Raw genomic sequence first — 6,074 nt, forward strand, 5'->3', positions numbered from 1 at the left:
AAACAACAGATTGAACATTTATACCTGAAAGTCTGGCTGCCTCTCTGTTTCCTCCAACAGCATATATGTACCGACCAAACCGAGTGTTATTAGTTAAGTAGGTAAACAAAATTGCTATTATGGTCATAATTAATACTGGAATCTGTAACCCCTTATAACTATTCATAATCAGAACGAAACCTAAAACAAGGGCTGAATACACCGATGCTACCACTAAATCGTAAGGAAGAGGTTTAATTTCAAGACCATATTGTTTCTTTTTTGTTCGACTTTGCAAAGTAATCAGAAAAATAATTATTATAGCAATAACTGCTATAAGTATACCTGGATTTTTAGACAGATATCCTTGGGCTATTAACCGGAGAGAATCTTCAATAGGAACTATTGTTTTCCCTCGAGTAACACCAAGAACTCCTCCCCGAAGAACAAGCATTCCTCCCAAGGTTACAATAAAGGCCGGTACCCCTCCATAAGCAACAATATAGCCTTGACATATTCCAATTAATAAGCCTAGTAAAAGACAGATAATGATAGTTATAATTGTACTCAGTATACCTAACAGTTCGACAGATAGAGTTGGAAATAGTCCGGGGAGAAATGTAGGGAACATAACCGCCTGTAGATAAGCAGCTATTACACTTATAAAACCAATCATCGATCCCACAGAAAGATCAATATTACCAGTTATAATAACTAAAGTCATTCCTATGCTAAGGAAAGAAACGATAGTCATTTGCCTTAAAAGGTTTGAAAAATTTCTTGAGGAAAGGAAGACCCCGCCAGTTAAAGAACCAAAAAGTAACCAGATAATAAGCAGAGCAAATATCAGTGTATAAGCTCTAATATCAATCTTAATTTTCTTAATTTTATGAATAAAATTTAATGGTTTCATTAACTATAACTATGGCTTCTTTTAGTAGTTGAAGCCAAAGCCATTATCCTCTCTTGTGTTGCATCTTTTCGGTCTAAGATTCCAGTGCATTCTCCTTCGCACATAACCGTGATTCGGTCACTCATTCCAAGTATTTCTTCTAACTCAGAAGAAATCATAATTATACCTACACCATTTTCTGCAAGTCTGTTTATGAGGTTATATATCTCATATTTAGTCCCTACATCAATCCCTCTGGTCGGATCATCGAGAATGAGAATTTTTGGATTTGACATTAACCACTTTGCTATTACTACCTTCTGTTGATTACCTCCACTTAAAGATTCTGTAATTGTAAAAAGAGATGGCGTCTTTATAGTAAGATAATCAGCATATTTTTTACATTCTTTTAATTCTTTATACTTATCAATACTCAATGCATTAGAAAATTTTCTAAGGTTTGACAATGAGATATTTTTAAAGACTTCTTGTATTAACACCAGCCCCATCTTTTTTCTATCTTCTGGAACAAGACTTATTCCATACTTCATAGCATCTCTTGCTGAATTAATTTTTACTGGTTTCCCTTCCAAAAATATTTCTCCGGTAACATGCTTTCCATACTCTCCAAATATAGCGGTAACCAGCTCGGTTCTTCCGGAACCCATAAGGCCAGCTATCCCCAATATTTCGCCTTTTCTTAAATCAAATGAAACGTTTTTGATTACCATTTTACGCTGAGCTAATACCGATAAGTCCTTAACTTCCAAAATCTTTTCCCCAGGCTTAGAATTTCTAACGGGAAATCTTTTCTTCATTTCGCGTCCTACCATCATAGCAATGACCTTCTCTTCACTGGTATCTACTGTTCTTACTGTATCGACCACCCGTCCATCCCTAAGAACTGTAATATTATCTGTGATTCTAAAAAATTCCTCCAGTCTATGAGAAATGTATATACAGGTCACTCCATTATCTTTCAAGTTCTTGAGTATTTCCATTAAGTAATTAACTTCAGCCTCATTAAGAGCAGAAGTAGGTTCATCCAAAATTAGAAGCTTAATCTCCTGTACGAGGGCTTTAGCAATCTCAACCATCTGTTGTTGACCAACACTCAGCGTCGATACCTTAGCAAAAAAGGGAATGTTTAATTCATATTTCTTAAGAATTTTTTTAGTATCTGAAAATAGTTTACTCCAATTAATAATACCTTTATCTTCCGGTTCTCTTCCCAGAAAAATATTTTCCCCTACTGTCATTTGAGGAACAAGAACAGGTTCCTGATAAACGGTAGCAATTCCTTCTTTGATTGCCTCTTCAATAGAAGAACTGGTAAATTTTAGCTCTTTATCATTAAAGTAAATTTTCCCTTCGTAAGTATGGTGAGGATAAACTCCTGCAAGAATTTTCACTAAAGTAGATTTCCCAGCACCATTTTCCCCGCACAAACCATGAATGTCTCCTTTTTTTATTTTAAAGGAAACATTTGATAATGCTCTAATGCCTGGAAAGTCTTTTGTTACACTCTCTATTCTTAAAATGCATTCATCTTTCAAAATATTATTACCCCCCATAAAGGGTTGACTTTTTATAGTTTTCACTTATAAAAATTGAGTGCACCGCAGATATTAGATATTAATAATAATCTGTGGTGCACTTTTTTAGTAATTAGATTTTTGGTGGTCTATCTTTTTCAGGAATATCTTTATACACTTCATCGTATTTCTGATAACCACTCTTAACAACTACATCATAGAGATTGTCCTTGGTTACCCCTACAACTTTTAAAAAATTACAAGGTACAGATCCTGGTAAGTTTTTATCTCCAGTAAGTACGGCAAATGTGAAATTTTTTAGTCCTTCTGGCGTTTCATCTTTAGCTAACTTCATAGCTATGTCAATTGCCAATGGAACAAGAAGTCTTATATCTTTGTATACGCTCACAGTAAGCTCTCCCTTAGCTACAGCATTACAACCAGCTGCTGTGGCATCTTGCGCGGAAATTGGGACCTTTCCAGTAAGACCTTGAGCTCTCAGGGCTTCGATTGCACCAAGTGCTGTTGAATCATTTGAAGCAACTACCGCATCAATCTGATTATTTGTGGCAGTAAGCATATTCTCCATAATCTTAAGTGCTTCAGTCGTATCCCAATTAGGTACCCACTGATCAGCAACTATCTTGATCTTACCACTATCAATGTAAGACTTAAGAACTTCCATCTGTCCTTGTCTAACGAGTACAGCATTATTGTCTGTTGGGCTTCCACCAAGAAGTGCAAATCTTCCACTATCCTTCACCGCTAATACTCCTCTTGCCTCAGCTCGTCCTACCTCAACATTATCAAACGAAATATAAACTGACACATTAGGCGATTTGATTAATCTATCATATGCTATGCATTTAACTCCTGCTTTTGCTGCTGCGTCTACTGCTGTCGCTGCAGCTGCACCGTCCTCTGCAACAATAATAATAACATTTGCCCCTTGAAGAACCATGTTCTCAATCTGGTCATTCTGTATCTTTGGATCATGATTAGCCTCTTGGACTATAACCTGAGCACCAGCTTTACGCGCTAACTCAGTCATGTCAGCTGCTTCTCTTACCCACCTTTCAAGAGTAAAATCAGAAAATGATAAACCAATCTTTATAGGTGTATCTGCAGCAAAAACCGAGAGGCCTAATACCACGAACAATACAATCGTTAATAAAGTGATACTAAATTTTTTCATAATAAAAATCTCCTTTAAACATAAAATTAAAATTTGTAATACTTGTACCCAAAGCAAGAACTAAATTTTCTGCATCGCAATTCGTGTTAGCCAAATTTACGTTTTTAGAAAGATACATCCCCCCTTTCGTTGTTTGATAGTAACTTGCAGGTAACTTTAGTATAATAATTCATTGAATTTTTGGAGATTACTTTTTTCATTACTTATTTTAAGTATTATATTATTATCTTTTAGTATAATACACTACTTTTAAAATTTAGTCAAGGGACCCTAATTGTTTTCACATTTTTTGTATTCTTTTTTCAGTGCCCTCATAGAAAAAGGGGACGGTTCTATTTTTTATAATCAACCCCTCTTTCTAATTATTGATAAAACTTTTAAATCCTATCTAAAATAGTAATTTCTCTCTTTTACCAGGGCTAGAAAAACCCTTCTCTTGCTGATAATTATAAATCAAGCAATATTTTATAAAATTATTTTGATAGAAGATCTTTAATTTGTTTTTCCGGATACCGGGTCATAATTATAAGCCCTAAGAAAGCTACTATACTTCCCAATACCGGAGCTAATCTTACTCCCAGGGGATTACTGATATCTTTCCCGAAAATAGAATATAAAAGAGCAAGACTTGCAGTCGAAAGTCCTAAATTGAGTTTCATAAAGAAACCCTGAACCCCAAAATACATAGCTTCTCTTCTCTCTCCAGTTTTTTTATAATCAACATCGCAAAGTTCAGAAAGAATCACATTGGGAATAATTATTAGAACTGCGGTAGGAAAGCCCATAAGTCCTACAAAAATTAGTCCCCATGTCTTAGGATTTACCGGGGTCAGACCGGTGAGGGATAGAAAAATAGAAAATATTGAAAATAAAACAAGACTTATAATCATAATCGTTTTCTTCCCTCGAATCCTCGTTAAAAATCCCACAAGCGGGAAACAGATAGCCGCAATAACAAAGAGGATAGTAAATATATTACTGGCAAAGGCCTCATCAGCACCCATCAGAGTAATTACAATAGGTATAGCAGATGAACGGACAATATTAAAAAGAAACCATAAAGACATATTAGCAAGAAGATAGATAATAAAAGCCTTATTCGTCACTGTTTTTCTAAAGGAATCAATCAGGGAAACTTGGCTGGGCCTGGCATTGGAGAATCTTTTCTCATCTACCGCAAATACAGCGGTATATAATAATAGTGCTCCGAGAGTAGCCAGACAAATAACCATTTTCCGGTAAGACCCTACATAATCAGTGTTCTGCATAAATAAAGTCAAAAGAAGAGGTCCGCCAATCATCACTATTGCTGAACCAATTAGAGAGAAGTATCCTTGAGCTGTGGCAATACCAATCCGAGCTTTTTCATTATGACCGAGTTCAGGAATTAAGGCAAGATAGGGAACGACATATACAGTAAAGAAAAAAAAGTAGAAACCAAAAACAATAGCCAGATAGATACCATTAATGAATGAAGTATGGACTACAGGTGGGAAGAATATCAGAACTGTAGATACTGCCAGAGGAAGTCCGCCTATAATAAGGAAAAATCTCCTTCTGCCAAATCTTGAGGTGGAGCGGTCAGACCAGGAAGCCACTAATGGATCAGTAATAGCATCTACTATCCTTCCAAAGAACATCATTGCTCCCAACACAGTAATAATTCCGAAAAACCTCTCATTAGAAACAAAGAGGATCATACCTTCTGCTACCTTCTCTTTGGGGGGAAGTAGAAAGGCTATAGAAAAAGTCAACCAGATCGAATCTAACAATACCCATCCTGTTGTGGACAGGTTGTACAGAAAAAATCTTTTACCCTTAAATTCTTCCATCTCTTTCTCCTTTCTTAGAAATCCTACTATTAATTCACACCATAGGTTTTTTCGATATATTTCTCTTCAAACTCAACATTTTTATCTTCATGATACTCTGCTTTTTCTCTTGCCTCATACAATCTTTTTAGGTTTAAATTAGCCGATATCAGTTGATTTCCCTCATAAGAGGAAGATAAAGATAAAATTCCATCTTTTTTTTTAGTCATTAATAAAGGAGCAAATACGCCGGCCTTTCCGGTAAAATGCATCCCGGCAATCCATCCATTTAAGGAGGACTTTAAACCATACAGATATGATTCTTGTACTCTGGGCCAAATTCCTCTTAGGGCCTTCCATATAGTATATTCTTCTAAATTAGCAATAGGCAAAATAACCATATCTGCTCCTATCTCTCTGGCGATACGGAAAGTCTCAAAGTAAGTAGCATCCATACAAATAGGGCATACTACTTTACCAAAAGGTAAAGAATAAACCTCCATTTTATTGCCTCTTTTCATTCCTAATTTAACCTCGAAATCAGTAAGGTGTATTTTCTTTTGAGTTCCTATTAAATTTCCATTAGAGCCAAAGAGAGAACCAGCATTATAAATTGCTTCTTTCTCCTTTAAAATATAACTTCCGGTATAAATATATATTCC

Annotated in this window: 5 protein-coding genes; all 5 read right to left on the reverse strand. The window is 35.5% G+C overall.

Annotated features, from left to right (window positions below):
* The coding region (locus COZ07_RS02405; RefSeq protein ID WP_406606998.1) for a sugar ABC transporter permease at window positions 1-892 on the reverse strand (892 nt) is incomplete at its 3' end.
* Window positions 892-2,427 carry a sugar ABC transporter ATP-binding protein gene (locus tag COZ07_RS02410; protein ID WP_406606999.1) on the reverse strand — a complete coding sequence of 512 codons (1,536 nt, stop codon included), beginning with the start codon at window positions 2,425-2,427 and terminating at the stop codon, window positions 892-894. The genes COZ07_RS02405 and COZ07_RS02410, both read right to left, overlap by 1 nt.
* Window positions 2,428-2,539: 112 nt before the next feature.
* Entirely contained in the window at window positions 2,540-3,658 is a 1,119-nt protein-coding gene (locus COZ07_RS02415) for a substrate-binding domain-containing protein (protein ID WP_406607000.1), read from the reverse strand.
* A 416-nt stretch (window positions 3,659-4,074) separates the two neighbouring features.
* A complete protein-coding gene (locus COZ07_RS02420) occupies window positions 4,075-5,433 on the reverse strand; it encodes an MFS transporter (RefSeq protein WP_406607001.1) in 1,359 nt (452 codons plus the stop codon).
* A gap of 29 nt (window positions 5,434-5,462) precedes the next feature.
* Window positions 5,463-6,074 (reverse strand): nitrilase-related carbon-nitrogen hydrolase (locus COZ07_RS02425; protein ID WP_406607002.1); only part of this gene is annotated, 612 nt, incomplete at its 5' end.

Origin of the sequence: Candidatus Infernicultor aquiphilus (genome assembly GCF_002784285.1) — a bacterium.
In the GTDB taxonomy this organism is placed as follows: Bacteria; Atribacterota; Phoenicimicrobiia; order Phoenicimicrobiales; family Phoenicimicrobiaceae; genus Infernicultor; species Infernicultor aquiphilus.